Origin of the sequence: Hydrogenophaga sedimenti (assembly GCF_051857515.1) — a bacterium.
In the GTDB taxonomy this organism is placed as follows: domain Bacteria; phylum Pseudomonadota; class Gammaproteobacteria; order Burkholderiales; family Burkholderiaceae_C; genus Hydrogenophaga.
In genome coordinates, this window is sequence record NZ_JBPZHA010000002.1 from 248,970 (window position 1) to 275,302 (window position 26,333).

28 protein-coding genes are annotated in these 26,333 nt (G+C 68.6%); 16 read left to right on the forward strand and 12 right to left on the reverse strand.

Annotation, left to right across the window (positions count from 1 at the left end):
- Nucleotides 1-194: 194 nt before the first annotated feature.
- Genes ACS5NL_RS03850 through ACS5NL_RS03860 form a run of 3 tightly spaced genes read left to right on the forward strand, consistent with a single transcriptional unit; the run spans nucleotide 195 to nucleotide 3,009 of the window.
- On the forward strand, nucleotides 195-1,106 hold the full coding sequence (locus ACS5NL_RS03850; protein ID WP_439352550.1) for a Bug family tripartite tricarboxylate transporter substrate binding protein: 912 nt from the start codon (nucleotides 195-197) through the stop codon (nucleotides 1,104-1,106).
- A gap of 15 nt (nucleotides 1,107-1,121) precedes the next feature.
- Complete coding sequence (locus ACS5NL_RS03855; RefSeq protein ID WP_439352276.1) at nucleotides 1,122-2,036, forward strand: NAD(P)-dependent oxidoreductase; 915 nt, start codon at nucleotides 1,122-1,124, stop codon at nucleotides 2,034-2,036.
- Nucleotides 2,037-2,052: 16 nt separating this feature from the next.
- Complete coding sequence (locus ACS5NL_RS03860; protein WP_439352277.1) at nucleotides 2,053-3,009, forward strand: AEC family transporter; 957 nt, start codon at nucleotides 2,053-2,055, stop codon at nucleotides 3,007-3,009.
- 22 nt (nucleotides 3,010-3,031) lie between these two features.
- Here the strand turns inward: ACS5NL_RS03860 and ACS5NL_RS03865 are convergent, their stop codons facing one another.
- The 3 genes from ACS5NL_RS03865 to ACS5NL_RS03875 form a co-directional block, all read right to left on the reverse strand.
- Entirely contained in the window at nucleotides 3,032-3,817 is a 786-nt protein-coding gene (locus tag ACS5NL_RS03865) for a YybH family protein (RefSeq protein WP_439352279.1), read from the reverse strand.
- Nucleotides 3,818-3,863: 46 nt separating this feature from the next.
- Complete coding sequence (locus ACS5NL_RS03870; RefSeq protein ID WP_439352281.1) at nucleotides 3,864-4,766, reverse strand: LysR substrate-binding domain-containing protein; 903 nt, start codon at nucleotides 4,764-4,766, stop codon at nucleotides 3,864-3,866.
- A gap of 97 nt (nucleotides 4,767-4,863) precedes the next feature.
- Nucleotides 4,864-5,862 carry a Bug family tripartite tricarboxylate transporter substrate binding protein gene (locus ACS5NL_RS03875; RefSeq protein WP_439352283.1) on the reverse strand — a complete coding sequence of 333 codons (999 nt, stop codon included), beginning with the start codon at nucleotides 5,860-5,862 and terminating at the stop codon, nucleotides 4,864-4,866.
- A 205-nt stretch (nucleotides 5,863-6,067) separates the two neighbouring features.
- On the opposite strand from ACS5NL_RS03875, the gene ACS5NL_RS03880 reads away from it, so the two are divergent.
- The 8 genes from ACS5NL_RS03880 to ACS5NL_RS03915 are packed head-to-tail and all read left to right on the forward strand — an operon-like array spanning nucleotide 6,068 to nucleotide 12,713.
- On the forward strand, nucleotides 6,068-7,114 hold the full coding sequence (locus tag ACS5NL_RS03880) for an amidohydrolase family protein (RefSeq protein WP_439352284.1): 1,047 nt from the start codon (nucleotides 6,068-6,070) through the stop codon (nucleotides 7,112-7,114).
- A gap of 27 nt (nucleotides 7,115-7,141) precedes the next feature.
- A complete protein-coding gene (gene ligK / locus ACS5NL_RS03885; RefSeq protein ID WP_439352286.1) occupies nucleotides 7,142-7,825 on the forward strand; it encodes a 4-carboxy-4-hydroxy-2-oxoadipate aldolase/oxaloacetate decarboxylase in 684 nt (227 codons plus the stop codon).
- 10 nt (nucleotides 7,826-7,835) lie between these two features.
- Entirely contained in the window at nucleotides 7,836-8,771 is a 936-nt protein-coding gene (locus tag ACS5NL_RS03890; protein WP_439352288.1) for an amidohydrolase family protein, read from the forward strand.
- Between the two features lie 12 nt (nucleotides 8,772-8,783).
- The gene (gene ligA / locus ACS5NL_RS03895) at nucleotides 8,784-9,224 is read left to right on the forward strand and encodes a protocatechuate 4,5-dioxygenase subunit alpha (RefSeq protein ID WP_439352289.1); all 441 of its coding nucleotides are present in this window, start codon (nucleotides 8,784-8,786) and stop codon (nucleotides 9,222-9,224) included.
- A gap of 2 nt (nucleotides 9,225-9,226) precedes the next feature.
- A complete protein-coding gene (locus ACS5NL_RS03900; protein ID WP_439352291.1) occupies nucleotides 9,227-10,105 on the forward strand; it encodes a class III extradiol dioxygenase subunit beta in 879 nt (292 codons plus the stop codon).
- Between the two features lie 10 nt (nucleotides 10,106-10,115).
- Nucleotides 10,116-11,066, forward strand: coding sequence for a Gfo/Idh/MocA family oxidoreductase (locus ACS5NL_RS03905; RefSeq protein ID WP_439352294.1), 951 nt, complete (start codon nucleotides 10,116-10,118; stop codon nucleotides 11,064-11,066).
- A 35-nt stretch (nucleotides 11,067-11,101) separates the two neighbouring features.
- Nucleotides 11,102-11,689 carry a hypothetical protein gene (locus tag ACS5NL_RS03910; protein WP_439352296.1) on the forward strand — a complete coding sequence of 196 codons (588 nt, stop codon included), beginning with the start codon at nucleotides 11,102-11,104 and terminating at the stop codon, nucleotides 11,687-11,689.
- Nucleotides 11,690-11,714: 25 nt separating this feature from the next.
- Entirely contained in the window at nucleotides 11,715-12,713 is a 999-nt protein-coding gene (locus ACS5NL_RS03915) for an aldo/keto reductase (RefSeq protein WP_439352298.1), read from the forward strand.
- Nucleotides 12,714-12,744: 31 nt separating this feature from the next.
- On the opposite strand, the gene ACS5NL_RS03920 is transcribed toward ACS5NL_RS03915, so the two are convergent.
- The 7 genes from ACS5NL_RS03920 to ACS5NL_RS03950 all read right to left on the reverse strand — a co-directional run bounded on the left by ACS5NL_RS03920 (nucleotide 12,745) and on the right by ACS5NL_RS03950 (nucleotide 19,963).
- Nucleotides 12,745-13,530 (reverse strand): enoyl-CoA hydratase-related protein, encoded by a 786-nt coding sequence (locus ACS5NL_RS03920; RefSeq protein WP_439352300.1) that lies wholly within the window; start codon nucleotides 13,528-13,530, stop codon nucleotides 12,745-12,747.
- Nucleotides 13,527-14,336 (reverse strand): crotonase/enoyl-CoA hydratase family protein, encoded by an 810-nt coding sequence (locus ACS5NL_RS03925; protein WP_439352302.1) that lies wholly within the window; start codon nucleotides 14,334-14,336, stop codon nucleotides 13,527-13,529. Before ACS5NL_RS03925 ends, ACS5NL_RS03920 begins: the two co-directional genes overlap by 4 nt.
- A 98-nt stretch (nucleotides 14,337-14,434) precedes the next feature.
- Nucleotides 14,435-15,637: a 3-oxoadipyl-CoA thiolase gene (pcaF, locus tag ACS5NL_RS03930; RefSeq protein WP_439352304.1), complete on the reverse strand. Its 1,203-nt coding sequence runs from the start codon at nucleotides 15,635-15,637 to the stop codon at nucleotides 14,435-14,437.
- A 2-nt stretch (nucleotides 15,638-15,639) separates the two neighbouring features.
- The gene (locus ACS5NL_RS03935) at nucleotides 15,640-16,482 is read right to left on the reverse strand and encodes an amidohydrolase family protein (protein WP_439352306.1); all 843 of its coding nucleotides are present in this window, start codon (nucleotides 16,480-16,482) and stop codon (nucleotides 15,640-15,642) included.
- Nucleotides 16,483-16,505: 23 nt separating this feature from the next.
- On the reverse strand, nucleotides 16,506-18,164 hold the full coding sequence (locus ACS5NL_RS03940; protein ID WP_439352307.1) for a (2,3-dihydroxybenzoyl)adenylate synthase: 1,659 nt from the start codon (nucleotides 18,162-18,164) through the stop codon (nucleotides 16,506-16,508).
- A 24-nt stretch (nucleotides 18,165-18,188) separates the two neighbouring features.
- Nucleotides 18,189-18,962 carry an SDR family NAD(P)-dependent oxidoreductase gene (locus tag ACS5NL_RS03945; protein WP_439352309.1) on the reverse strand — a complete coding sequence of 258 codons (774 nt, stop codon included), beginning with the start codon at nucleotides 18,960-18,962 and terminating at the stop codon, nucleotides 18,189-18,191.
- A 26-nt stretch (nucleotides 18,963-18,988) separates the two neighbouring features.
- Nucleotides 18,989-19,963, reverse strand: a complete 975-nt coding sequence (locus tag ACS5NL_RS03950) for a Bug family tripartite tricarboxylate transporter substrate binding protein (RefSeq protein ID WP_439352311.1) — start codon at nucleotides 19,961-19,963, stop codon at nucleotides 18,989-18,991.
- 140 nt (nucleotides 19,964-20,103) lie between these two features.
- Here ACS5NL_RS03950 and ACS5NL_RS03955 point away from each other — a divergent pair, with 140 nt between their 5' ends.
- The gene (locus tag ACS5NL_RS03955; RefSeq protein WP_439352313.1) at nucleotides 20,104-20,997 is read left to right on the forward strand and encodes a LysR family transcriptional regulator; all 894 of its coding nucleotides are present in this window, start codon (nucleotides 20,104-20,106) and stop codon (nucleotides 20,995-20,997) included.
- Between the two features lie 15 nt (nucleotides 20,998-21,012).
- Here the strand turns inward: ACS5NL_RS03955 and ACS5NL_RS03960 are convergent, their stop codons facing one another.
- Together ACS5NL_RS03960 and ACS5NL_RS03965 are read right to left on the reverse strand one after the other, a co-directional pair.
- Nucleotides 21,013-21,798 carry an alpha/beta hydrolase gene (locus ACS5NL_RS03960; protein WP_439352315.1) on the reverse strand — a complete coding sequence of 262 codons (786 nt, stop codon included), beginning with the start codon at nucleotides 21,796-21,798 and terminating at the stop codon, nucleotides 21,013-21,015.
- A gap of 115 nt (nucleotides 21,799-21,913) precedes the next feature.
- The gene (locus tag ACS5NL_RS03965) at nucleotides 21,914-23,266 is read right to left on the reverse strand and encodes an esterase-like activity of phytase family protein (protein ID WP_439352318.1); all 1,353 of its coding nucleotides are present in this window, start codon (nucleotides 23,264-23,266) and stop codon (nucleotides 21,914-21,916) included.
- 194 nt (nucleotides 23,267-23,460) lie between these two features.
- Here ACS5NL_RS03965 and ACS5NL_RS03970 point away from each other — a divergent pair, with 194 nt between their 5' ends.
- Genes ACS5NL_RS03970 through ACS5NL_RS03985 form a run of 4 tightly spaced genes read left to right on the forward strand, consistent with a single transcriptional unit; the run spans nucleotide 23,461 to nucleotide 26,290 of the window.
- Entirely contained in the window at nucleotides 23,461-23,931 is a 471-nt protein-coding gene (locus ACS5NL_RS03970) for a Spy/CpxP family protein refolding chaperone (protein ID WP_439352319.1), read from the forward strand.
- Entirely contained in the window at nucleotides 23,924-24,214 is a 291-nt protein-coding gene (locus ACS5NL_RS03975) for a hypothetical protein (RefSeq protein ID WP_439352321.1), read from the forward strand. Before ACS5NL_RS03970 ends, ACS5NL_RS03975 begins: the two co-directional genes overlap by 8 nt.
- 4 nt (nucleotides 24,215-24,218) lie before the next feature.
- Nucleotides 24,219-24,920 (forward strand): response regulator transcription factor, encoded by a 702-nt coding sequence (locus tag ACS5NL_RS03980; protein WP_439352323.1) that lies wholly within the window; start codon nucleotides 24,219-24,221, stop codon nucleotides 24,918-24,920.
- Nucleotides 24,917-26,290, forward strand: a complete 1,374-nt coding sequence (locus ACS5NL_RS03985) for a HAMP domain-containing sensor histidine kinase (protein WP_439352325.1) — start codon at nucleotides 24,917-24,919, stop codon at nucleotides 26,288-26,290. Before ACS5NL_RS03980 ends, ACS5NL_RS03985 begins: the two co-directional genes overlap by 4 nt.
- Nucleotides 26,291-26,333 lie beyond the last annotated feature (43 nt).

Here is a 26,333-nt window from a genome sequence, read left to right on the forward strand (position 1 = left end):
CCGCCCGGCCCTGATCACGTTCGGGCATATCTGAAAGGGCCTGCGAGCGATTGCAGGCCCTTTTTCTGTTCACTACAGTCGGCATCTGTGCCCCGAACAACCCGAGGAGACTTTCCATGACACCGCATCTGTCCCGCTTCCGCCGCGCCCTGCTGTCTGCCGGCATCGCCCTGACTGCGCTGGGCCTGTCGGACATGGCTTCGGCCCAGAGTTTCCCGAGCAAGCCGCTGCGCATCGTCGTCCCCTTTGCGGCCGGCGGCGCGGGCGACCTCACGGCCCGCATCGTCGGTGCCGAGCTGAGCCAGTCGCTGGGCCAGCCGGTCACGATCGAGAACAAGCCGGGCGCGGGCGGTGTGGTGGCGGCCGAGACGGTGGCGCGCGCGGAGCCTGACGGCCACACGCTGTTCCTGATGTCCAACGGCACCGCCGTGACGGCCAGCCTGTTCAAGAGCCTGCCCTACGACACGCTCAGGGACCTGGCGCCGGTCTCGACGCTGGGCACCTTCGACCTCGCCGTGCTGGTGCCGGCCGATTCGCCCTACAAGACACTGGGCGAGCTGATCGCTTACGCCAAGTCGCACCCGGGCAAACTCAACATCGGCAGCATCAACATCGGCAGCACGCAGAACCTGGCGGCCGAGCTGTTCAAGTCCAGCGCCGACATCGACGCCCAGATCGTGCCCTTCAAGGCCACGCCGGAGCTGATTGGTGCGCTGCGCGGCAAGCAGGTCGATGCGGGTGTCGAGATCCTCGGCCCCACGCTCACGCAGATCAAGTCCGGCGCCTTCCGTGCGCTGGCCGTGACCGGCAAGAAGCGTTCGAGCGTGCTGCCCGAGGTGCCGACGGCGGTGGAAGCCGGCGTCAAGGGCTTCCAGGCCTCGTCCTGGAACGCGCTGGCGGTGCCAGGCAAGACGCCGCGCGCCGTGATCGACCGCCTGAACAAGGACATCGTCGCCGCGCTGGCCAAACCCGAGGTGAAGAAGAAGCTGGCGGATCTGAACATCGACGCCGACAACAGCACGCCCGACGAAGCCACGCAGCTGCTTGTGTCGGACATCAAGCGCTGGGGCGCGGTGATCGACAAGGCCGGCATCCCCAAACAGTGATCGGGACACGACGGCATGAGTGAATTGCGCATCGGCCTGATCGGCTATGGCGAGGTGGGCCGCATCTTCACGGCGGGCCTGAGGGACAAGGCGGCCTGGACCGGTGCCTGGGACCTGAAGTTCGCCGACCCGGCGGCGCGAGACGACGCTCTCGCGCACGCCGCCGCGGCCGGCGTGGTGGCCTGCGAGAGCGCGGCCGCACTGTGCGCGCAGGCGGATCTGGTGATCTCGGCCGTGACGGCGAGCAACACCCTGGCGGTGGCCGAAGCGGCGGCGCCGCACATCCGGCCGGGCAGCGTGTTCCTCGACCTGAACTCGGCCTCGCCGGGCACCAAACAGAAGGCGGCGGCGCTGATCGGGGCGGCCGGCGCGCACTATGTCGAGGCCGGCGTGATGACCTCGGTCCCACCGTACGGCATCCGCGTGCCGATGCTGCTGGGCGGCGCACACGCGGCCCGCCTGCTGCCGGTGCTCCGCGACCTGGGCCTGGACGCCAAGGTGGCGAGCGAGCAGCTCGGCATCGCCTCGGCCACCAAGATGTGCCGCAGCGTGATGATCAAGGGGCTGGAAGCGCTGGTGCTGGAGAGCTACACGACCGCGCGGCACTACGGTGTGGAAGACGCCATGATCGCCACGCTGCAGGAGACCTTCCCCGGCATCGACTGGACCAGGCAGGGCGCCTACTTCTTCAGCCGCGTCGCACAGCACGGCAAGCGCCGCGCCGAAGAGATGCGCGAGGTGGCCAACACCGTGCGCGAGGCCGGGTTCGAGCCCTTCATGGCCGCCGCGATCGCGCAGAAGCACGACTGGATGGCCGCGCAGGCCCGCGCCGGACACTTCGCCGGTCTCGACCAGAACCCGCCCTGGCAGGGCTACGCCGACCGGCTGCTGGCCGCCCGCGGCAGCGCCGCCAACGACGACCAGGCCTGACCAGGCCGATCACCCCATGCTCGACATCCTGGCCATCACCGGCCCGATCTACCTCTGCATCGCGCTGGGCTACCTGGCGACCCGGCGCGGCCTGTTCGAGCGCGGCGACATGCGCGTGTTCGGCAAGTTCGTCATCAACCTCGCGCTGCCGGCGCTGCTGTTCAACGCGCTGTCGCAGCGCAGCGTCGGCGAGATCTTCAACGGCCGCTACCTGCTGGCCTATGCGCTGGGCAGCCTGATCCTGCTGACGGCGGCCACGCTCTGGTACCGCAAGGCCGGCCAGGAAAGCATGAGCCGCTCGGCCATCATGGCCATGGGCATGTCCTGTCCCAACAGCGGCTACGTCGGTTATCCGGTGCTTCTGCTGACGCTGGGCGCGCCGGTGGCCGGCGTGGTGCTGGCGCTGAACATGGTGGTCGAGAACCTGGTGGTGATTCCCGTGCTGCTGGCGCTGGCCGACATGGACCGCCACGATTCGGGTCACTGGCACAAGCTGGTGGTGCAGACCCTGCAGGGCCTGGTGCGCAATCCGCTGATCATCGCCATCGTCGCCGGCTTCCTGGTGTCGGCGCTGGGCCTGCACATGCCTTCGCCGGTGTCGCGCACCGTGACCCTGTTCGCGCAGGCCAGCAGCGCGCTGTCGCTGTTCGTGATCGGCGGCAGCCTGGTGGGCCTGCAGTTGCAGGGCCTGAAGTCCGCGGTGGCGCAGATCGACATCGGCAAGCTGGTGCTGCACCCGCTGTGCATGCTGGCGGTGATGACCTGGCTGGTGCCGATCGACGACACGCCGCTGAAGGTCGCTCTGCTGCTGACGGGCGCCATGCCGACCATGGGCATCTACACCATCCTGGCCCAGCGCCAGGGCCACGAGGGGCTGGCTTCGGCGGCCTTGCTGGTGGGCACCATGGCCTCGTTCTTCACGCTCAGCGGCCTGCTCTGGGTGTTGCGCCACAGCGCGGGCTGGCTGGCCTGAGGCCGCTTCCGGCGGCGCCCGTTCAGGGCTTGCCGGCCGTCTCGACGGTTTCTTCGCCGATCTTCCAGCCGTCGGCGCCGCGCACGAAGACCAGGCGTTTGTGCACCTGGTCGTCCAGCGCGCCGGCCCGGTAGCGCTGCAGGAAACGCGCGGTGGCGCGCTCACCCTCGGTGCTCACCTCCAACTGCTCGATCTGCACCCGCAGGCCGCGCGCGTTGCGCAGCCGGTCTTTGCGCTGCGACACCCAGGCTTCGTGGGACGTCACGTCCGCGGGGTGGAAGTCGGGCGTGTACGCGGCCAGGTAGCGCGGCAGGTCGCGCGCGGCCCAGGCGCTGCGCCAGGCCTCGACCGCCGCCGTGACTTCTTCCCTGGCGTCCGCGGCCGTTGGCACCGCAGGGGTGGCGGGCGCTGGCGCCGCGACCGGGGCGGGGGTGTCCGGCGCGCCGGGGACCGCGGGTACCGAGGGCGGTGTCACCACGTCGGTCGCCACCCCCGCTGGTGGCGGACTGGCCACCGCTGGCGACGGCGCGGGCCGGAACGCGACATAGGCCACAGCGAGCAAAGAGCACAACAGCACCACGGGCAGCGGCCAGCGGCGCGAATGGCGGCGCGTGAACAGCTGGAAGCCGCTGCCACCGCCGACCGGGCGGGCGCGCAGGCTGTCGGCCGAGAACAGCACGACGATGAAGCCCAGCACCAGCACCAGCAGCGCGATGGCCAGTGTCTCGGCGGTGAGCCGCCCGCCGAGCGACAGCATCAAGGCCATCGCTGCGAAGGTGGCGCCGAAGGCGGCGATCAGGATGAACATGGGCCGGGCAGCAGTCTCGGGTGGAACGTCGGGCGCCGCATTCTATTCAGAGCCCAAGCCCGGCGCAGACCTCGCCGATGAGACCGAGCGCGGTGCGCTGGGTCAGGGTGGCGGGGCGCTGCGAGCTGGTCGCCAGGCTCACGCGGGTGCGCAGGCGCGGTTCGACCGGGCGCATGCGGTAGGCCGAGGGCCGGATCGACGAGGCGACCGCGTGGCGAGAGAGCAGGGCCGAGCCGGCGCCGTCGGCGACCAGGTCGAGGATGGCCGACACGCCATCGATCTCCAGCCCGATGACCGGCCGGCAGCCGATGGCGGCCATCTCGGCCTCCACGTGCATGCGGATCGCGTTGGGCCGGCTGGGAATCACCAGCGGCAGCGCGGCCACCTCGGCCAGCGGAATCGGCGAGGGCGGCGGGTCTTCGGCCAGCCCGGGCGGGCGGGGCTGCACCAGCACCAGCTCTTCTTCCATCAGCGGCGTGATCTCGACGTCGGGCGCCGGGATCGCGTTGTAGAGCACGGCGATGTCCAGCCGGCCGGTGTGCAGCCATTCCTGCATCGTGGCCGACAGGCCTTCGCTGATCGACAGGCTGGCCTCGGGCAGTTGGGCCCGGAAGGCGCGCGTGAGCGGCACCGCCATCACCCGCGACAGGCTGGGCGGCAGGCCGATCGCCACGCGGCCGGCCAGTGCCCCACGGACCCGGCCCAGCTCTTCGCGCGCGCGCTCGACCTGGTGCAGGATGCCGCGCCCGTGTTCGAGCAGCAGCTTGCCGGCTTCGGTGGGGGTGGCGCCGCGGCCGTTGCGGATCAGCAGGTTCTGGCGCAGCTCCACTTCGAGCAGGCGCACCTGGCGCGAGAGCGCGGGCTGGGCCACGTCCAGCGCGAGCGCGGCCTTGGTGAAGCTGCCCAGCTCCGCCACGCGCACGAAGTATTCGAGTTGCTTGAGGTCCATGCAGGTCCCGGTGAGGAGACCTGATTATTCCACTCTGCGATAGCGGGTGGCCTGCTATGCCAGAAGATGCGCTCCGGCGCCGGCGGCGCGGGGGGGTTCAATCTGCCTTCACCCGGCCCGAGGTGATGACGGGCCGCCAGCGCTCGATTTCCGCCGCGATGTACTTGCCGAAGGCTTCCGGGCTGGTCGGGTTGGCGACCGCGCCTTCGGCGTTGAGGCGTTTCCTGAGTTCGGCCGAGTTGAGCGCGGCGTTGATCGCCTGGTTGAGCTTGGCCACCGTGTCTGCCGGCGTGCCGGTCGGGGCGACCACGCCGTACCACTGGTCGGCCTCGAAGTCCTTGAGGCCCAGCGCCTCGTTGACCGTCGGCACCTCGGGCAGGGCCTCGACGCGCTGCTTGCCCGACACGGCCAGCGCCTTGAGCTGGCCGCTGCGGACCTGGCCGATCACGGCGGGCACGCCGGTGAACAGCACCTGCGTCTGGCCGGCGACCAGGTCGGTCACGGCCGGCGCCGTGCCACGGTAGGGAATGTGCACCAGGGAAATGCTGGCGCGCAGCTTGAGGTATTCGGTCGCCAGGTTGGCGGCACTGCCGTTGCCGCCCGAGCCGTAGTTGAGCCGGCCGGGGTTGGCCTTCGCGTAGGCCACGAAGTCTTTCATCGTGCTGGCCGGCGTCGAGGGGTGCAGCACCAGCACATTGGGCACGTTGGCGACCCAGGCCACGGGCGTGAAGTCCTTGAGCGGGCTGTAGGGCAATTTGGGGTAGAGGCTGGGGTTCACGGCCAGCGTGCCGATGTGGCCCATCAGCAGGGTGTAACCGTCGGGTGCGGCCCGCGCGACCTTCTCGGCGCCGATGGCGCCGCCCGCGCCGGGCACGTTGTCGATCACCACCGTCGCGTTCCAGGCCTTGCCCAGCTCCTGGCCGATGGCGCGCGCCAGGATGTCGGTGCTGCCGCCCGGCGTGAACGGCACCACCAGCCGGATCGGCCGGTTCGGGTAGGCCTGCGACCAGGCGGCCTGCGGCAGGCCGGCCAGCAGCGCCAGGGCGCCCAGGCCCAGCAGCCGACCAAAGCCCCGGCGTGGCAAGGTGGTGTTCATGCGTGTCTCCTCGTGGTTGTTGTGTGGCCAATCTATCAGTGCCGCGGGTGGCCGGTCGGTCGCGCGGGCATCTTTCCGTTATCGCAGCCCGGCATGGATCGCTGCATTCATGAGTTTTTGCGATATCTGGTAGAGGGGTATCACACTTGTCTCTGGCTGGTGCGGTGTCCAGAATCTGCGTCATCGCACAAAACGGAGACCGGACATGTCCCTGCAAAAGCCCCTCATCATCGACTGCCACGGCCACTACACCACGGCGCCCAAGGCGCTGGAAAACTGGCGCAACCAGCAGATCGCCGGCATCAAGGACCCCGCCGCGATGCCGAAGGTCGCGGACCTCAAGATCAGCGACGACGAACTGCGCGAGTCCATCGAGACCAACCAGCTCAAGCTGATGAAGGAGCGCGGCTCGGACATCACCATCTTCAGCCCGCGCGCCAGCTTCATGGCCCACCACATCGGCGACTTCAATGTCTCGTCCACCTGGGCCGCGATCTGCAACGAGCTCTGCTACCGCGTCAGCCAGCTGTTCCCCGACCACTTCGTGCCGGCCGCCATGCTGCCGCAAAGCCCGGGCGTGGACCCCGCGACCTGCATCCCCGAACTGGTCAAGTGCGTCGAGCAGTACGGCAACGTCGGCCTCAACCTCAACCCCGATCCCTCGGGTGGCCACTGGACCAGCCCGCCGCTGACCGACAAGTCCTGGTACCCCATCTACGAGAAGATGGTCGAGTACGACATCCCCGCGATGATCCACGTCAGCACCAGCTGCAACGCCTGCTTCCACACCACCGGCGCGCACTACCTGAACGCCGACACCACTGCCTTCATGCAGCTGATCCAGGGCGACCTGTTCAAGGACTTCCCGACGCTCAAGTTCGTGATCCCGCACGGTGGCGGCGCGGTGCCCTACCACTGGGGCCGCTTCCGTGGCCTGGCGCAGGAGATGAAGAAGCCCCTGCTCAAGGACCACCTGCTGAACAACGTGTTCTTCGACACCTGCGTCTACCACCAGCCCGGCATCGACCTGCTGACCAAGGTGATCCCGGTCGGCAACATCCTGTTTGCCTCGGAAATGATCGGCGCCGTGCGCGGCATCGACCCCGAGACCGGCAATTACTACGACGACACCAAGCGCTACGTGCAGGCCACCGGCAACCTCAGCGACGAGCAGCGCTACCAGGTCTACGAAGGCAACGCGCGCCGCGTGTTCCCGCGCCTGGATGCCCGCCTCAAGGCCGCCGGCCAGTAACCCATCACAGAACCCGAGGAGAAAAACATGTACGAACTGGGCGTTGTTTACCGCAACATCAAGCGCGCCGACCGCGCAGCCGCCGATGGCCTGGCCGCGCTGGGCTCGGCCACGGTGCACGAGGCCATGGGCCGCGTCGGCCTGCTCAAACCCTACATGCGCCCGATCCAGACCGGCGTGCAGGTGTCCGGCACGGCCGTGACCGTGCTGCTGCAACCCGGCGACAACTGGATGATGCATGTGGCGGCGGAGCAGATCCAGCCGGGCGACATCGTGATCGCCACCGTCACCGCCGAGTGCAGCGACGGCTACTTCGGCGACCTGCTGGCCACCAGCTTCCAGGCCCGCGGCGCCCGCGGCCTGATCATCGAAGCCGGCGTGCGCGACGTGAAGACGCTCAAGGAAATGAACTTCCCGGTCTGGTCGCGCTACATCTCGTCCAAGGGCACGATCAAGGCCACGCTGGGCTCGGTGAACATTCCCATCGTCTGCGCCGGTGCCTATGTGACGCCGGGCGACGTGATCGTGGCCGACGACGACGGCGTGGTCTGCGTGCCGGCCGCCAAGGCCTCCGCCACGCTGGAAGCCGCGATCAAGCGCGAGAGCTTCGAAGGCGAGAAGCGCGACAAACTGGCCTCGGGCGTGCTGGGCCTGGACATGTACAAGATGCGCGAGCCGCTGGCGGCTGCCGGCCTGAAATACATCGATTGAGGACGTCACCATGAGCAAACCCGTTTCCGGTGACTTCACCAAGACCGCCGGCTGGATGGACTGGTACACCGGTCCGTCCGAGCCCCGCTTCCAGCTGCCGGCCGGCGCGGTCGACGCGCACTGCCACGTGTTCGGCCCCGGTGCCGAGTTCCCCTACGCGCCCGAGCGCAAGTACACGCCCTGCGACGCGAGCAAGCACGAGCTCTACGCGCTGCGCGACCACCTGGGCTTCGCCCGCAACGTGGTGGTGCAGGCCACCTGCCACGGCGCCGACAACCGCGCCATGGTCGATGCCTGTCTCTCTTCGAACGGGAAGGCTAGAGGGGTCGCCACGGTCAAGCGTTCGGTCACCGACGAAGAGCTGCAGGCCCTGCACGCCGCCGGCGTGCGCGGCGTGCGCTTCAACTTCGTCAAGCGCCTGGTGGACTTCACGCCCAAGGACGAGCTGATGGAGATTGCCGGCCGCATCGCCAAGCTGGGCTGGCACGTGGTCATCTACTTCGAGGCGGTGGACCTGCCCGAGCTCTGGGACTTCTTCACCGCGCTGCCGACCACCGTGGTGGTGGACCACATGGGCCGGCCCGATGTGAGCCTGCCGGTCGATGGCCCGCAGTTCGCGCTGTTCGAGAAGTTCATGCGCGAGCACAGCAACGTGTGGAGCAAGGTGAGCTGCCCCGAGCGCCTGTCGGTCACCGGGCCGAAGGCGTTGAACGGTGAGCAGAACGCGTACACCGACGTGATCCCGTTTGCCAAACGCATCGTCGAGCAGTTCCCGGATCGCGTGCTCTGGGGCACCGACTGGCCGCACCCCAACCTGAAGAACCACATGCCCGACGACGGCCTGCTGGTGGACTTCATTCCGCACATTGCGCCGACCGCCGAGCTGCAGCAGAAGCTGCTGGTGGACAACCCGATGCGCCTGTATTGGCCCGAAGAAGTCAAATAAGCGGAGACATCCATGTCGCTCAACAAACCCTACCTGGACGTGCCCGGCACCATCATCTTTGATGCCGAGCAGAGCCGCAAAGGCTACTGGCTCAACCAGTTCTGCATGTCGCTCATGAAGGCCGCCAACCGCGAGCGCTTCAAGGCCGACGAACGCGCCTACCTCGACGGGTGGGCGATGACCGAAGAGCAGAAGCAGGCCGTGCTGGCGCGCGACCTCAACTGGTGCATGCGCACGGGCGGCAACATCTACTTCCTGGCCAAGATCGGCGCCACCGACGGCAAGAGCTTCCAGCAGATGGCGGGCTCCATGACCGGCATGACCGAAGAGGAATACCGCCACATGATGATCAGCGGCGGTCGTTCCGTCGAAGGCAACCGCGTGGTGGGCGAAGACGGTGACGCACAGGCGCACCGCCAGCCGCAAGGCGCCGCAGGCAAGAAGGGCAACTGACCATGGCAAAAATCACCGCATCCGTTTTCACGTCGCACGTGCCCGCCATCGGCGCGGCCATGGACCTGGGCAAGACCAAAGAGGACTACTGGAAGCCGCTGTTCGCAGGCTACGACTTCTCCAAGCAGTGGATGAAGGACAACAAGCCCGACGTCATCTTCCTCGTCTACAACGACCACGCCACGGCTTTCAGCCTGGAGATGATCCCGACGTTCGCCATCGGCACGGCGGCCGAGTTCACGCCGGCCGACGAGGGCTGGGGACCGCGCCCGGTGCCCAAGGTGATCGGCCACCCCGACCTGGCCTCGCACATCGCGCAGAGCGTGATCCAGCAGGACTTCGACCTCACCATCGTCAACAAGATGGACGTGGACCACGGCCTCACGGTGCCACTGTCGCTGATGTGCGGCGAGCTGGACCCGAAGAAAGACGCCTGGCCCTGCCCGGTGATCCCGTTCGCGGTCAACGTGGTGCAGTACCCCGTGCCCTCGGGCAAGCGCTGCTTCATGCTCGGCCAGGCGATCCGCAAGGCGGTCGAGAGCTACGACGACAACCTGAACGTGCACATCTGGGGCACGGGCGGCATGAGCCACCAGCTGCAGGGTGCGCGCGCCGGCCTGATCAACCGCGAGTGGGACAACAACTGGCTGGACCTGATGATCAACGACCCGGTGGCCTGCGCCAACGTGCCGCACATCGACTACGTGCGCGAAGCGGGCAGCGAAGGCATCGAACTCGTGATGTGGCTGATCGCCCGCGGCGCCATGTCCGACGTGGTCGATGGCAAGGTCGTCGGCCCGGCGCCCACGGTCAAGCACCGCTTCTATCACGTGCCCGCGTCGAACACGGCCGTCGGTCACGCCATTCTTGAGAACGCATAAGGAACACACCATGACCATCAAAGTAGCCCTCGCCGGCGCCGGCGCCTTCGGCATCAAGCACCTGGACGGCATCAAGAACATCGACGGCGTGGAAGTGATCTCGCTGATCAGCCGCGACCTGGAAAAGACCAAAGAAGTGGCCGACAAGTACGGCATCGGTCACGTGACCACCAAGCTCGAAGACAGCCTGGCGCTCAAGGAAGTCGACGCCGTGATCCTCTGCACCCCGACGCAGATGCACGCCGAGCAGACGCTGGCCTGCCTGAAGGCCGGCAAGCACGTGCAGGTGGAGATTCCGCTGGCCGACAGCCTCAAGGGCGCCGAAGAAGTGGTGGCCTTGCAAAAGCAGACCGGCCTGGTGGCGATGTGCGGCCACACCCGCCGCTTCAACCCCAGCCACCAGTACGTGAACCAGAAGATCACGGCTGGTGAGTTCAACATCCAGCAGATGGATGTGCAGACCTACTTCTTCCGCCGCACCAACACCAACGCGCTGGGCCAGGCCCGCAGCTGGACCGACCACCTGCTGTGGCACCACGCCGCCCACACCGTCGACCTGTTCGCCTACCAGTGCAACAGCCCCATCGTGCAGGCCAACGCCATCCAGGGCCCGATCCACCCGGTGCTGGGCATCGCCATGGACATGAGCATCCAGCTCAAGGCCGCCAACGGCGCGATCTGCACGCTGAGCCTCTCGTTCAACAACGACGGCCCGCTGGGCACTTTCTTCCGCTACATCGGCGACACGGCGACCTACCTCGCGCGCTACGACGACCTGTTCACCGGCAAGGAAGAAAAGATCGATGTGTCCAAGGTGGCGGTGTCCATGAACGGCATCGAGCTGCAGGACCGCGAATTCTTCGCCGCCATCAAAGAAGGCCGCGAGCCCAACTCCAGCGTGGCCAAGGTGTTCAACTGCTACCAGGTGCTGCACAACCTGGAGCAGCAACTCAAGGGCTGAACAGGTAAAGGCGGGCGCGGCGCTATCCTTCGCGGATGAACTGGAAGACGCTCGCCTTCATCGCCCTGATCGGCTTCGGGGCCTACCAGCACTTTCACAGCCGGCCGGTCCATCAGGCCCCGGGCGCCGTGGCGGCGGCCGTGCCGCAGCAGCACGACGCCCAGGCGGCCGAGTTCCCGTTCAAGGGCTACACGCTGCAGCCCTTGCAGGATTTCCAGATCGAGGCGCGCGTGCTGGCCAGCGAGACCTACCGGACCGGTCGCGAGTCGGAGCTCTCGCCGGTCGACCTCGCGCTGGGCTGGGGCCGCATGTCCGACAGCGCGGTGCTCGACAAGGTCCGCATCAGCCAGGCCGGCCGTTTCTACGCCTGGCACGTCGACGAGTTTCCGATCCCGCGCGAGGAGATCGAGCAATCCAGTGCCAACATGCACATGATTCCGGCCGACGGCGCGATCGCGGGCCGCCTCAAGGACGTGCGGCCCGGGCAGGTCGTGCGCATCCAGGGCTGGCTGGTCGAAGCCCGTTCCGGCGACGGCTGGCGCTGGCGCAGTTCACTCACCCGCAACGACACCGGCGCCGGCGCCTGCGAAGTCATCTTCGTGCGCGACCTTCAGGTGCTCTGAATCCATCTTTACCAGGGAATATTCCATGCAACAGCGACAACTCGGTTCCTTCAGCGTCGGCGCCATCGGCCTGGGCTGCATGAACATCTGCCACGCCTACGGCGCACCGGCCAGTTTCGAGGAGGCCGAGCGCCTGCTGCTGACCGCGCTCGACCACGGCGTCACCCACTTCGACACCGCCGCGCTCTACGGCTTCGGCCAGAGCGAGACCGTGGTCGGCAAGGTGCTGTCGAAGCACCGCGCGAAGTTCACGCTGGCCAGCAAGTGCGGCATGACCGGTGTGCCCAACGCCGAGGGCGTGAAGGTGCGCGTGATCGACGGCCGCCCCGACACGATCAAGGCGACCTGCGACGAAGCCCTGCAGCGCCTGCAGACCGAGGTGATCGACCTGTATTACCTGCACCGCTGGGACAAGCAGGTGCCGATCGAAGAGAGCGTGGGCGCCCTGGGTGACCTGGTGCGCGCGGGCAAGATCCGCAGCATCGGCCTCTCCGAAGTCTCGGCCTCGACCCTGCGCAAGGCGCATGCGGAGCATCCTATTGCCGCGCTGCAGACCGAGTACTCGCTCTGGTCGCGCAACCCCGAGATCGCGGTGCTGCAGGCCTGCCGCGAGCTGGGCGTGAGCTTCGTGGCCTTCAGTCCGGTGGCGCGCGGTTTCCTGTGCGGCCCGCTGGATGTGGGCGGACTCGACGCCAAGGACATCCGCCGCAGCATGCCGCGCTTCTCGCCCGAGAACCACGCGAAGAACGCGCAGCTGCTGCCGGCGTACAACGCCATCGCGGCCGAGGTCGGTTGCACGCCGTCGCAGCTGGCGATCGCCTGGCTGCTGCACCAGGGCGACGACATCCTGCCGATCCCGGGTACGCGCAGTGTCGACCACCTGCTGGACGACCTCGGCGCCGCCAACGTGTCGCTGTCGGCCGACGTGATCGAGCGCCTGAACGCGCTGATCAACCAGCACACGGTGCATGGTTCGCGCTACAACCCGCAGGACAACAGCGAGGTGGACACCGAGGTGTTCTGACCCCGGTGCGCCCGCGCCGCCTCAGCGGTGGTCAGCCCTGGTTGAAGCGCGCGGGCCGCTTGTCCAGCCGGGCGCGCATGCCCTCGTGTTTGTCGGGGCTCGCGAACGAGGTCTGGAAGGCGTTGCGCTCGAATTCCAGCCCGGCCGACAGCGGCGTTTCCATCGCCATCAGCACCGATTCCTTGACCAGGCGCAGCGCGACCGCGGGCAGCGCCACCAGCTGCTGCGCGATTGACAGCGCGCGCGCTTCCACCGCGTCGTCGTCCAGCACCTCGGCCACCAGGCCGATGCGGGCCGCGGTCTCGGCGTCGATGGGCTCGCCGAGCAATAGCAGCTTCATCGCGCCGAACTTGCCCAGCGCGCGGGTCAGGCGCTGCGTCGCGCCACCGCCGGGCATGATGCCGACCTTGACCTCGGGCTGGCCGAAGCGCGCGCTGCGCCCGGCCAGGATCAGGTCGGCGTGCAGCGCGAGTTCGCAGCCGCCGCCCAGCGCGTGGCCGCGCACCGCGGCGATCACCGGCTTCTTGCAGGCCGCGATCGCGCCCCAGAGCAGGTCGTGGCGGCGCTGCAGCAGGTCGATGGGGCTGGCGTCCACGTACTCGCCGAGGTCGGCGCCGGCACAGAAAGCCCTGGGGCCGCCAGCGAGCACGATCACGCGCACGGCGGGATCGGCGTCGAGCCGCCGGAAGGCTTCGGCCAGCGCGCGGCGCAGCGCGAGGTTGAGCGCGTTGAGCACCTCGGGCCGGTGGATGCGCAGCAGCACCACGCCGTCGGCGGGGCGTTCCTCCAGCAGCGGACTTTCGGTGACGGCGCTCATGCGCCGCCCCCGCTGAACACCGGTGTGCGCTTCTCGAAGAAGGCCGCGACCGCTTCGGCGTGGTCGGCCGTGTGGTGCGCCAGGCCTTGCAGGCGGCCGGCGGCGTCGAGTGCTTCGTCCAGCGTGCCGGTGCGCGCCTGCTGCAGCAGCTGCTTGGTCCAGCGCAGCACCTGCGGCGGGTTGGCGGCGATGCGGCCTGCCAGCTTGAGCGCTTCGGGCAACAGCTCATCGGGTGCGACCACGCGGGAGACCAGGCCGATGCGTTGTGCTTCTTCGGCGTCGACGGCATCGCCGGTCAGCGCCATCTCGGCCGCACGCGCATGGCCGATCACGCGCGGCAGCAGCCAGCAGCCGCCGTCGCCGGGGATGATGCCGACCTTCACGAAACTCTCGGCGAAACGCGCGGTGGAGGAGGCGATGCGCAGGTCGCACATGCAGGCCAGGTCGTTGCCGGCGCCAATCGCCGGGCCGTTGACGGCCGCGATCAATGGCACCTGCAGCCGCGCCAGCGCGCGCGGGATGCGCTGGATGCCCTGGCGGTAGCGTTCGGTGATCTCGTCGGGCGACCCCGCGAACATGCCGCTGCGGTCGCGCATCTCGGCCACGTTGCCGCCGGAACAGAAGGCCGTGCCTGCGCCGGTGAGCACGGCGGCGCGCACCGACAGGTCGGCGTTGAGATCGTCGACCAGCGACTCGAAGGCCGCGAACATCTCTTCGCCGCTGAGCGCGTTGCGCGTGTCGGGGCGGTTGAGCGTGATGAGTGCGACGTGGCCGCGGCGGGTGATGAGCAGGGGGGGGTGGTTCATGTTTGGTCCCATTTTTTGACGATCCGGCGCTGGGCCGCCCCGAGCCGGATCAGCCCCCTCGGGGGGCAGCGACCCGCGCAGCGGTGGAGCGTGGGGGCTCATGTGCGTTCAATCGCCATGGCCACGCCCTGGCCCACGCCGACGCACATGGTCACGAGGCCGTAGCGGCCGCCGGTGCGCTGCAGCTGCCGCGCGGCGGTGAGCACCAGGCGCGCGCCGCTCATGCCCAGCGGGTGGCCGAAGGCAATGGCGCCGCCGTAGGGGTTCACGTGCGGCGCGTCGTCGGGCAAGCCCAGCGCGCGGGTCACGGCCAGGCCCTGAGCGGCGAAGGCTTCGTTGAGTTCGATCGCGTCGAAGTCGCTGATGCGCAGACCGGTCTGTGCCAGCAGCTTGTGCACCGCGGGCACCGGGCCGAATCCCATCACGCGCGGTGCGATGCCGGCGCTGGCATAGCCGACGATGCGCGCCAGCGGGCGCAGGCCGTGTCGCGACACGGCCGCTTCATTGGCCAGCAGCAGCGCGGCCGCGCCGTCGTTCACGCCCGAGGAGTTGCCGGCCGTGACCGTGCCGTCCTTGCGGAAGGCGGGCTTGAGCGCGGCCAGGCTCTCGGCGGTCGTGTCGGCTCGCGGGTGTTCGTCTTCGGTGAATTGCGTGACGGCGCCCTTGCGGCCCTGGATCTCCACCGGGGTGATCTCTTGCGCGAGCACACCCGAGCGCATGGCTGCGGAGGCGCGCTGCTGGCTGCGCAGTGCGAACGCGTCCTGGTCGGCGCGCGCAATGCCGTGTTCCTGCGCCACGTTCTCGGCCGTCTCACCCATCGCGTCCACGCCGTGCAGTTGCTCCATGCGCGGGTTGACGAAGCGCCAGCCGATGGTGGAGTCGTGGATCTCGGCGTGGCGCGAGAACGCGGCGGTGGGTTTGGGCATGACCAGCGGCGCACGGCTCATGCTCTCGACACCACCCGCGATGGCGAGTTGTGCCTGGCCCGCGTGCAGTGCCCGCGCCGCCTGCGCTACCGCTTCGAGGCCGGAGCCGCAGAGCCGGTTCACCGTCACCGCCGGCACCTCCACCGGCAAGCCCGCGAGCAGCGCGCTCATGCGCGCCACGTTGCGGTTGTCTTCACCGGCCTGGTTGACGCAGCCGTAGATCAGCTCGTTCACCAGGGCCGGATCGAGACCGGGGTGCCGCGCCATCAGCGCACGGATCGGGATCGCACCGAGGTCGTCGGTGCGCACGCCCGAAAGCGCGCCACCGTAGCGCCCGATCGGCGTGCGCACGCCGTCACAGAGGTAGGCGTTCATGCTCACAAGCCCAGCACCCGCTCGGCGTTGCCGTGCATGATCTTTTCCATGACCTCGGGCTTGTAGCCCAGCTCGTCCCACTCGCGCAGGATGCGTTCGTAGGGCAGGCTGGGGTAGTCGCTGCCGAACATGATCTTGTCCTGCAGGCGGCCGCGAATGTCGACCTTGAGGTTGCCCGGGAAGTGCTTGGGCGCCCAGCCCGACATCTCCCAGTACACGTTGCCCTTGTGCAGCGCCACGGCCGTGGTCTCGTCGACCCAGGGCCAGCCGGGGTGGGCCATGATGATATTCAGCTTGGGGAAATCGGCCGCGAGCTGGTCGATGTGCTCGGGGTGGGCGTGGCGCACCAGGGCGCCGTTGCCGCCCGGCATGCCGGCGCCCATGCCGGTGGTGCCCACGTCCACCATGACGGCCGCGCCCATGGCGTTGATCTCTTCGAACAGCGGGTAGTAGCGCCGGTCGCTCACGGCGAAGTGCTGCATGATGGGGTGGAAGTGGAAGCCGATGAAGCCCAGCTCTTTGATGGCTTTGCGGGCCTGGATCATCGCGATCTCGCCCTTGGCCGGCTCGACCGCGCCCCAGCACTGGATGATGCGTTGCGGGTGGCGTTTCCACATGCCGTGCACGTACTCGTTGGTGCAGGGCGGGGCGGCCACCGTGGTCTCCAGGTCGAGCGCGACGAGGCAGGCCTCGACGCCGGCGCCGGTGAATTCTGCGACCACGTCCTCTTCGCTCTTGCCCACCCAGTCGCGTTTCCAGTAGCGGGCGAGTTCGGCCGGGTAGGGGCCTTGTGATTCGATCCAGGTGGGGGTACCGGGGTAGCAGTGCAGGTCGATGATGCGCATGGCGGGTCTCTTGTGTTGTGGGGTCAGTGGGCGGTGGCGGCTTGCTCGGCTTGCAGCTTGCTGGCGACCAGTTCGCCCAGGGCTTTCTTGGACACCTTGCCGAAGGTGGAGACCGGGAAGTCGGGCAGCACTTCCAGCCGCTCGGGCAGCTTGAACTTGGCGATTTCCTTGGTCAGCAGGAAGCCCACCAGTTCCTTGAGGTGCAACTTCTGGCCGGCCTTGAGGATCACGAAGGCGCACATCTTTTCGCCCATGGCCGCGTCGGGCATGGGCACGCAGGCCACGTTCTGCACGGCGGGGTGCATGAGGATCAGGTTCTCCACCTCTTCGGCGCTGATCTTTTCGCCGCCGCGGTTGATGAGGTCTTTCTTGCGGCCTTCGACGATGTAGTTGCCGCTCGGGTGCTTGCGCATCAGGTCGCCGGAGCGGTAGAAGCCCTCGGGCGTGAACTGGCGCGCGTTGTACTCGGGCACGCCGTAGTAGCCGCGCAGCGTGTAGGGGCCGCGCACGGTGAACTCGCCGACCTCGCCGTCGGGCACCAGGTGGCCTTCGTCGTCGAGCAGCAGCACCTCGTCGTCCTCGCAGACCGGGCGTCCGCAGGTTTCCAGCTTCACCTCTTCGGGGTCGCTGGCGCGCACGAACATCAGCGTGCCTTCGGACATGCCGAAGTTCTCCTGCACGAACACGCCAGGGATCAGCGCGCGCGTCTTCGCGCGCACCTCGGGCTGCATGCGCTGGCCGCCGCTCTGGATCAGCTTCAGGCTGGACAGGTTGAAGTTCTCCACCGCCGGGTCGTTGATCAGACGGATCAGCAGCGCCGGCACGACCTTGAGGTGCGTGACCTTGTGCTTCTCGATCAGCGCGCACATCTCGGCCGGTCGCGTGTTGCCGTGCAGGACGACCTTGGCGCCCTTGAACATGAAGCCCTGGATGCCCGGGCAGGCCAGCGGCAGGTTGTGCGCGATCGGCAGCACCAGCAACAGCGTGGAGTCGGCCGTGATCTCGGTGACCTCGGCCGCCACCTTGGAGTTGTAGGCGTAGTCGTTGTTGGTGCGCGGGATCAGCTTGGGGATGCCGGTGGTGCCACCCGAGAGCTGGAAGATGCAGGGGTCGGTCGGGTCGATCTGGATCTCGCTCAGGCGCGAGGCAGGCAACGTCGCTGGCTTCTTGATCAGCTCGCGCAACGACACCTCACCGGCGCCGGCTTCGCCCAGCACGATGCGGAACTTCAGCGACGGGTGCTCGGCCTGCACGCGGGTGATCACCGGGCCGAAGGCGAAGTCGCCCGACGTGTCGGGGTAGACCGCGGTGGTCGCACCCGAGAGCTGCACGAACTGGCTGATCTCGGCGTAGCGGTGCGTGACCAGGGCGGCGATCGGGATGCAGCCGATCTTCTGCAGCGCGAAGTACAGCACCACGAACTCGTGCACATTGGGCAGCGTGGGCACGACGCGGTCCAGCGGCTGCAGACCGAGTTCGAGCAGGTTGAGCGCGAGGTTGGAGCTGACGCGGTCGAGCTCGGCGTAGGTGTAGACGGTGTCGCCGTCGATCAGCGCCACGCGCTCGGCGTAGCGCTGGAACACGGCATCGAATTCCTGCGCCAGCGAGCGGTCCTGCCAGTAGCCCTTGGCGCGGTAGCGCGCGGCGTATTCGGGGGGGAAGGGAACGAAGCCTTCGAGCATGTTGGTCTCCTCGTATGGGTTGGGTCAGGTCGAGCTCGTGAAGCCGCCGTCGATGACGACCACCTCGCCGGTCACGAAGCGCATGCCGGTGATGAGGTTCAGCATCACCTCGGCCACGTCGTCGGCGGTCACGCAGCGCTTGAGCGGCGTGGCCTTGGCGCGCGCGCCCATGAGCGCGTCGTACTTGTCGCCCAGCATGCGTTCCATCCAGTCGCCTTCCATCCAGCCGGGAGCGACAGCGTTCACGCGGATGTCCGGCCCCAGGTTCCAGGCCATCATCTTGGTCAGGCTCACCACGGCGGCCTTGCTGGCGGCGTACGGTGGCGGCTGCGGGCCGGGGCGCAGGCCCACGATGCTCGCGGTGTTGACGATGCAGGGTTCGCCGCCCGATTCCTTGCTCTTGCGCAGCAGCGCCACGGCGGCGCGCGTGACCTGGAAGTTGCCGCGCACGTTGACCGCGAAGGTGCGGTCCCAGGCGTCCATGTCCAGGCTGTCCAGGTCCTTGACTTTCCAGGTCGCGGTGGTGCCGGCGTTGTTGATCAGCGTGTCGAGATGGCCGAAGGCCTCGCCCACCTTGGCGAGCATCTGGCGCACAGCGGCGTCGTCGCTGACGTCGCACTGCAGCAGCAGCGTCTGCGCGCCCAGGGCCTGGGCTTCGGCGGCCACTTCCTGTGCGGCCTGGGCGCTGGAGGCGTAGTTGATCGCGACGTCGAAGCCGGCGCGGGCCAGGGCCAGCACGGCGCTGCGGCCGATGCCGGTGCCGCCACCGGTGACGAGGGCTTTTTTGCGGGTACTCATGGAAATGCTCCGTGGAATGAAAGGGGTCACTGCGGCTGGATGCCGAGGTCGGAAACCAGGCGCTTCATCGCCTTCTGCTGCTCGTCGAAGAAGTCGGCGGCGGCCTTGACGCTGTCCTGGCGCGGGTAGACGCCCATCTCGCCCAGCTTGGCGGTGACTTCGGGCGAGGCGGTGATGCGGTTCACGTCGGCGTTGATGCGTTCGACGATGGCGGCCGGCGTGCCGGCGGGCACGATGATCTGGAACCAGCCGATGGCTTCGTAGCCCGGGTAGGTCTCGGCCACGGCCGGCACGTCGATGCCCGGCAGGCGCTTGGCCGAGGTGACGCCGATGGCGCGCAGGCGGCCCGACTTCACGTGCTGCAGCAGGCCCGGCACGCCGTCGATGGTCAGCGTCGCGTCGCCGGACAGCACGGCGGTGACCGCTTCGGGCGGTGCGCGGAACGGCACGGTGAACAGGCCCATCGCACCGGCCTTGCTGACCATCTCGCCGGCCAGGTGCGGCAGCGAGTTGAGCTGCGGTGCGGCGAAATTGATCTTGCCGGGGTTGGCCTTGGAGACCTTGGCCAGATCGGCGACCGAGTGAATCGGGCTGCTGGCCGGCACGGCCAGCATCAGCGGGCTGATGCCCACGGTGGCGGCCGAGGCCAGCTCGGTGTCGGGGTTGAATTGCGGGTTCTTGAACACCAGCGGCGTGATGGTGCCCATGGCCGCGGGCACGAAGCCGATGGTGTAGCCGTCGGGGGTCGAGCGGGCCAGCGCCGACATGCCGGGGATGCCGCCGGCACCGGGCTTGTTGTCGACCACCACGCCCTGGCCCCAGGCGGCCGAGAGCTTCTCGCCGATGATGCGGGCGATCACGTCGGGGGCAGCGCCGGCACCGGCCGGCACGATCAGTCGCACGGGTTTGCTGGGCCAGGCCTGGGCCATGGCCCCGGTGCTGGCCAGGGCCAGAAGGGAAAGGCTGGCCTGCAGCAGGCCGCGCTTGGAAATCAGTGGCATGTTTGTCTCCGTCTTGTGGTTCTGGACCGTCCCCGGGTGTCGGGGTGGGGCGAACTCTAGGGAGACGCGGGGATTCCAATAAGATGGCGCTTTGTCAAAAGCGATTCGTTTTCTGAATCTCCTCTCCACGACCCGTTCCCATGAAACTCGAACAGCTGCAGCACCTGATCGCCATCGTTGAACACGGCAGCCTGCGCGCGGCCGCGCGCCGCCTGGACGAACCGCAACCCGCGCTGACGCGCAGCGTGCGGGCGCTGGAGCGGGAACTGGGGGTGGACCTGTTTGCGCGACAGACCACGGGCATGGTGCTGACGGCGGAGGGGGTGCGTTTTCACCGCCGCGCCTGCGCGATCGCCAACGAGGCGCGGCGTGCACGCGAGGAGGTGCAGCAGCCGGGACCGGGCTATGAGGGCACGGTGTCGGTGGCGCTGTCCATCATGCCGCACCTGGGCATGCTGCCCGAGGCCCTGCCGGTGTTCCGGCGCACCTATCCCAAGGTCAAGCTGAGCATCACCGAGAGCCTGTTGCCTGCGGTCGAAGGCGCGCTGCGCGACGGCAGCATCGACTTCTACCTGGGCGCCGCGCCGCGCCTCAAACCGGCGCCTGGCCTGGCGCTGCAGCACCTGTGCGACAACACGCGCGTGGTGGTCTGCCGCAAGGGGCATCCGCTGGCGCGGGTGCGCAGCCTCAAGGCGCTGGCGAATGCCGAGTGGGCCGCGACCACCATCGACCACAACGCGGAAGAAGACCTGGCGCGGCTGTTTGGTGCACACGGCCTCGAAGCGCCGCGCGTGATGCTGCGCGCGCACTCGGCGCTGTCGGTGCAGGTGGCGCTGGCGCAGACCGACCTGCTGGCCATGCTGCCCAGGCAGTGGATGAGTTTTGCGATGACCCGAGACGTGCTGGACGTGATCGCGGTGCGCGAGGTCTTGCCGGCGCCGGCCATCGTGCTGGTGCGCCGGCCCGACCTGCCGCTGTCGCCGCCGTCCGAATTTTTCTGCGACGTGCTGTTGCGCGGCTTGCCGCGCGACTGAGCGTGCCGCTTCAGGTCAGGCGGCGCAGGCGCGGCGGACGAAGGCGGCCAGCGGGTCGCCGACCGTGCCGTCCTCGCTGCCCAGCGAGGCGCCGGGGGTGAAGTGGTCGTGGCCGCGCCACCAGTGCAGCTCGGGCGAATAGCCGTGTCGCGTGACCAGGCGTGCGAACAGCTCGCCGGCCTGCACCTGCATCTGCAGCAGGTCGCGTTCGGCGGCCGCGATCAGCAGGGGGAAGGGGGCCGCATCGACCTGGTCCACCGTGCTGGCCGTTGCCCAGAGCGCCGGGTCGTCGCCGAAGTAGGCGTTGTTGCGGATGTCGGGCTGCGCGATGCCCAATGCCTCGGGGGCGGCGGCTTCCAGTCCGGCGTTGTAGGGGCCGGAGAGCAGGGCCGCACCCGCGATCTGCCAGCCGGCGGGCTGGAAGCGGGTCATCAGCGCGGCGGCGGCCACGTGCGCCGCGCCGGCCGACTCGCCGGCCAGCACGATCTTCGACGGATCACCGCCCCACCCGGTGGCCTGTTCGCGCACGAACCGCCAGACTGCCGCGACATCCTCCGGTCCGCTGGGCCAGCGGTGATCGGGCGCCAGCCGGTAGTTCGCCAGCACGGTCACGAAACCCTGCGCAGCGCCCCAGGCGCCGACGTTGGCCCGCATGCCCTTGTCGCCGCGGATGAAGCCGCCGCCGTGGAAGAACACCAGCACCGGTGCGCCCTGCACACCGGCCGGGCGGAACACGTCGAGCCGCTGCCGGGGGTGCGGCCCGTAGGCCAGGTCGGTCAGGGGAGGGACGGCATCGGGCATGGGTGTGACAGCGTTGGGAAGGTCCCGCACTGTAGGTGGCAGGGCCTCCACACGCCAGATGCCGTTTCCCCCGCCGTGATGCGTTCAGCGCATCACCCGGACCGGTGCGGCGCGTTCAGCGCGCCTTGAGGAAGTCGCCGACCTCCAGCAGGATCAGCTCGTCGTCGTCGGCCTGGTTGGGCTCGCGGCTGCTGGAGAAGGGCAGGTTGTTGTCGTTGCCGACCACGATGTGGGTCGCGTCGACCACGTCCACGTTCTCGATGGTGAAGAACGGGAAGCTCAGCTCGCCGCCCACCAGCGGCTTGCGCGCCAGCTTGGCCGGATCGGCGATGTGCAGCAGGTCGATGTAGCCGATCTTGCGCAGCGGCGCACCCACGTTGGCTTCGTTCAGCTCGATCTTGTAGACCCGCTTGAACTGCGGCAGGTCGTGGAAGCAGTCGGGGCGCTTCTCGCCTGCGGGGCAGGCCTTGTCGGGCGTGCCTTCGCCGTTGTCGCGCTCGATGATCAGGCCGGTGGTGGCGTCGATCATGTTGAAGTCGCCAATCGCGTGGTGGTTGGCTTCGAGCACGTACTTCCAGTGCCGGCCGGTCCAGCGCTCGGTCTTCACGTCGAACTCCAGCACGCGCAGGTACTGCTTGCCGTCGACCGTTTCGTAGGCCTTGGCCGCGTCGTCCCACAGCGCGCCCTCAAGCAGGGCGTAGAGCTTGCTGCCGTCGGGGGACGAGGCCATGCCCTCGTAGCCCTTGGAGCGGCGCGACTGGAACTTCACTTCACCGCCGGGCGCGCCCGGGGTGGTGACCGAAGGATGGTCGGGCGAGACGATGGTCTTGCCATCCACCTTCGTTTCAATGACGGCCCGTACCCGACCCTTCATGTCGGTCTTGATGAGGTACGGGCCAAACTCGTCGCCGATCCAGATCGTGTCGCCAATGATCTGGACGCTTTCGGTGTCGAAATCGGCACCGGTGAGGTAACGCTGCTTCGTGCCTTCGTGGACGATGCGGAACGGCACCTTCTTGTCGGGGTCGTGCAGGAACACCGTCTGCTGGCGCTTGAACTGGCCGCTCTTGAAGTCGATCGCGTAGCGGTTGAGGTAGAGCATGAAGTCCGGCGAATTGGCCTTGGAACCGGCGCCGTTGTCGGTCAGCAGCCAGAAGCTGCCGTCGGCCATGCGCTTGATGCCGGAATGGCCCTGCGCGGGCTGGCCCTGGAACGGCAGCGACACCCCGGTGGGGCGGCCGGCCGACTTGCCTTCGACCGTGCCGATGGCTTCCACGCGCTGGCCGGTGGTGAACTTGCCGCTAACCCGCAGGTCGGCGGGCGCGTCCTTGGGCGCGGCGATGAAGGTCTTGGCGGGCAGCACCGCGTGGCCGGCCAGGGTGGCGGGGTAGGCGGTCTGGGCCTGGACGGAACAGGCGCCCAGGGCCAGGGCGATGGAGGAAACAAGGTGCAGGGGCTGATGGCGCATGGCTGGGTGGCGGTGTGTGGGGACGGCGAGAGCGTGCCCGCGTGCCGTGACATTGCCGTGAACGCTGGTTGACACCACGGTGACCCGCGGCTGAAACAAACCGAAAAAAAGCGAGACGGCGCCGACACCCGCTGCGGGGTGGGTCTGGGCACCATCACGGTCATGTTCAACCGATTCCCGAAAGGAACACCGTCATGAAAACCTGGATCAAGCGCTCCCTCATCGGCCTGGCGGCCGCCACCGTGGTTCTCGGCGGTCTCACCGCCTGCGGCGCGCGCGGCGACCACGCCCGCGGCTGGAGCGACGAGAAGATCACCGAGATGCGCGGCAAGGCGGTCGACAAGATCAGCAGCAAGCTGGATCTCAACGCCGAGCAGAAGACCAAGCTGGGCGCGCTGGCCGACGAGATGATCGCCTCGCGCAAGGCCTTCCGCGGCGAGTCGGCCAGCCCGCGCGCCGACATGGCCTCGCTGATCGCCGGCGACAAGTTCGACCGCAGCAAGGCCCAGCAGATGCTGGAGCAGAAGACCACCGTGCTGCAGGGCCAGGGCCCCAAGGTGGTGGCCGCCTTCGGCGACTTCTACGACAGCCTCAACCCCGAGCAGCAGAAGCAGGTGCGCGAGAAGCTGGAGCGCCGTGGCCATGGCTGGTGGGGCCGTGGCTGACGCCATCCACGCGATCGCCCGGCAGGTCCGCCCGCACACGGCGGTCCTGCTGGCCGACGCCGACGATCCGCACGCCGAGCTGCTGACCCTGTTCTGGGGGCCGCAGTTCGATCGCGAACACGCGCTCGCGCTCTGGGCGCGCTTTTCGCAGCAGCAGCCGGTCGAAGCCGTGCCGCTGCTGCCCGAGCTGCTGTCGGTGGGCGCGCGCTTTGACGCCCTGGCCCCGGGCGAGCAGCACCGGCTTCGCCGCCTGATCCTGCGCCACCGCGCCCTGTCAGAATGAACCGATGAACCGCATCCTGCTGATCGACGACGACGAAAACCTCGGACCGCCGCTGGCCGCCTACTTCCAGCGCTTCGAGCTGCAACTGGTCCACGCCACCCGGCCCAGCGCCGGGCTGGCGCTGCTGCGCGGCGGCGGTTTCGACGCCGCGATCCTCGACGTCATGCTGCCCGAGATGGACGGCTTCGAACTGTGCCGCACCATCCGCAGGGACAGCGACATCCCGATCGTGATGCTGACCGCGCGCGGCGAGGTGATGGACCGCATCGTCGGCCTGGAGATCGGCGCCGACGACTACCTGCCCAAGCCCTTCGAGCCGCGCGAGCTGGTGGCCCGGCTGCAGACCGTGCTGCGCCGCCTCAAGCCCAACGGCAACGGTCACGCGGCCGTGCTCGGCGCCGCGCCGACGCTGAAGTTCGAGGGCCTGGAAATCGACACCGCGCGCCGCAGCGTGCTGCGCCAGGGCGAGGCCATCGAGCTGACCGGCACCGAATACGAGCTGCTGGCGGTGCTGGCGCGCGAACCGGGCCGGGTGTTCAGCCGCGACGACATCCTCAACCAGCTGCGTGGCCACGAGGCCGACCTCTACACGCGCGCGGTCGACATCGTAGTCAGCCGCCTGCGCAAGAAGCTGGAGCCGCTGGACTGCATCAAGACCCTGCGCAACGCGGGCTACTCGCTGGCGCTGCGGCGGGAGGCCGAATGAGGTCGGAGAACAAGTCCGCCTGGCGCCGCGCCAAGCACCGCGTTGCGCATTCGATCAAGCTGCGCATGGTGCTGGTGTTCCTGGTGCTGGCGGCGGCGCTGAGCTTCGTGTTCTTCACCGGCGCGCAGAAGGCCTTCACCATGGGCTGGCGCGACGCCGCCCGGCCGATCCTGATGGACTACGTCGACCGGCTCACGCTGGAGGTCACGGGCGGTGGCGCCCCATCGGTCGAGCGCGCGCGCGCCATCACCCAGCGCCTGCCGCTGACGGTGCGCATCAGCGGGCCGGTGGTCAACTGGGCCTCGCACCCCGACCAGGGGCCACCCGACTGGATCCGCGCGCGCAGCAGCGATGCGCCATCGGTGGGGCAGGACTGGGGCAACGGCAAGGACTGGCCGCGCATCCTGCACCGCCAGACCGCCGACGGCCACACCATCGAGTTCGGCATCAACGGCGACGCCTTCGAGCACCGGCCGCGCATGATCGGGTATCTGCTGTGCGCCCTGTTGCTGCTGACCTTGCTGGCCTGGCTCTATGTGCGCCGCCTGCTCAAGCCGCTGGACGCGATCGGCGAAGGCGCCCGGCGGTTCGGCGCCGGCGACTTCAGCCTGCCGATTCCCGAGCGCTGCGTGCACGGCCCCGACGAACTGGGCGAGCTCGCACTGACCATCAACACCATGGGACGTGACATCCACCAGATGCTCGAAGCCAAGCGCGCGCTGCTGCTGGCGATCAGCCACGAATTGCGCAGCCCGCTCACGCGCGCCCGGCTCAACGCCGAGCTGCTGCCCGAGTCGGCCGAGGTGAACCCGCAGCGCGACGCGCTGCTGCGCGACCTGCAGGAAATGGCGACGCTGATCACCGACCTGCTGGAAAGCGAACGCCTGGCTGGCCACCACGCCGCGCTGCAGCGTGAGCCCACCGATCTGGCGGCGCTGGCGCGGTCGGTGGTGCAGGACCTGGGCGCGCGCCACGCGGGTGCGGCGCAGGTGACGGTGGAGGCGCCGGCCGATCTGCCGAGGGTGGCGATCGATCCCGCGCGTGTGCGCCTGCTGATCCGCAACCTGCTGGACAACGCGTTGCGGCACGGTGCCGGCGCCCCGCAGGCGCCGGTCGTTCGGCTGTCGGTGGACGCCGCCGGGGCCTTGCACATCGGGGTGCGTGACCACGGACCCGGTGTGCCCGACGACCAGATCGAGCAGCTGGCCCAGGCCTTCTACCGGCCCGACAGCGCGCGCACCCGCAGCGCCGGCGGCGTGGGGCTGGGCCTGTACCTGTGCCGGCTGGTTGCGCGCGCCCACGGCGGCAGTTTCGAGGTGCGCAACGCCCAGCCCGGGCTGCAGGTGACGGTCACGCTGCCACCGGCTTGATGTCGGTCATCGCCGTGCGGCCCTTGTTGTGACATGCTGCGGC